General features: G+C 45.7%; 1 protein-coding gene. It reads left to right on the top strand.

From position 1 onward, the window contains the following. Window positions 1–199: 199 nt before the first annotated feature. Window positions 200–1,213 (top strand): site-specific integrase, encoded by a 1,014-nt coding sequence (locus G604_RS14540; RefSeq protein ID WP_196801145.1) that lies wholly within the window; start codon window positions 200–202, stop codon window positions 1,211–1,213. The last annotated feature ends 335 nt before the right edge of the window (window positions 1,214–1,548 follow it).

A 1,548-nucleotide genomic window follows, 5' to 3' on the forward strand; every position in this document is an offset into this window, starting at 1 on the left:
TTGTTTTCAGTTATACACTTTTAATCACCATATCTGTATATGATTTTGGCGTTTCATCCGTTTTCACTGTGCAAATATAGTTTAATAAATGCGACCTTTGTCTGTTTTTGGGCCAAAAACGGGCAATGGTAAAAGCCTAAGTATCATGCTGATTAATACAAAGTTAGAGAAAGTAATGAGAACTATGAATCCATTGGAATTGAAACAATTCATAAGGAACGCTTTGGAGACGGCCATCGACCAATATCTTGGGGAAGGCGTGGCGCAGCAAGAGGAGCATCTGCTCGTAGCTACCTATGAAAACTGGCTGAAGGACTACCGGAAACAGGTTGATGCAGGACTGAAGGCTGAGAGTACCTTGCGCAAGCATCTTTCGGTATGCAAACATCTTCGAACGTTCGTGCAACTGAACTACCATCAGGATGACCTATATATAAATAAGGTGGAAGACAACTTCTTGTCCGCCTTCCAGGCCTATCTGAAGAGCGACTGTCATCTAGCGGTCAACACGGTCTGGATCTACCTCATGCCCGTCATCCGCTTGCTGAAGAAGGGCTATCAGAAAGGATGGATCGATCACGACCCCTCTGCGGAGTTCAGCAACAAAGGTGAGGAGTGCGACCGTGGTTTTCTTACGGATGAGGAACTGCAGACGCTAAGAGACTGCGTCCTGGAGAATGATAGGGATCGGTTGGTGCGGGACCTCTTCGTGTTCTGCTGCTATACGGGCCTCGCACATACAGACCTGCAGCAGCTTACCACGGCTTCGATCGTGAAGAGTCCGACCGTTGGCGCACAGTGGATCCGTGTACGCCGGCAGAAAACCCATGTCTATGAGACGGTGAAGATCCTGCCTGTCGCCCGTGAGATTCTTCTCCGCTATGCACTTGTGCCGTTGGATGGACAGGCAAACGATGTTTCCCAGAAGCGTTTACTGCCAGTGCCGTCGCTCAGTACGTGCAACCGCACGCTGCGGAAAATTACCGCCGTCTGTGGCTTCAGGAAGCATGTGACCTGGCATATCGCCCGACACACGATGGCGACGACAATCTGTCTGTCACATGATGTCCCCATGCCTGTGGTCAGTCAGATTCTCGGACATAAGAGTATGAAGAGCACGCAGATCTATGCCAAAGTGACCCACGATTATCTCTCCCGTGAGCTCGACCGGCTGGAGAAAGAGCTGGGGAAAGAAGGAACTTGTGTCTCGTAAACAACATAGATAATAAATTATCTACGATGTTTACAAAATTTTCTAACATAGATATTTCATCATCATGATAGGATATATTCATGAAGATAATTACTTTTGCAAAATCGAGCGATAAAACCCCAAAAAATGTCTGTGTTCGAAAACAACGCACTTGACCTATATCAAGTAAACGATTAACACAAGATCTGCGCAAACGTTTGCACAAATTATTCGTCGTTTTTGGCCCAAAAACAGACAATCGTCGCATTTATTAAACTATATTTGCACAGTGAAAACGGATGAAACGCCAAAATCATATACAGATATGGTGATTAAAAGTGTATAACTGAAAACAA

Source organism: Prevotella sp. AGR2160 (genome assembly GCF_000424185.1).
Lineage (GTDB): Bacteria > Bacteroidota > Bacteroidia > Bacteroidales > Bacteroidaceae > Prevotella.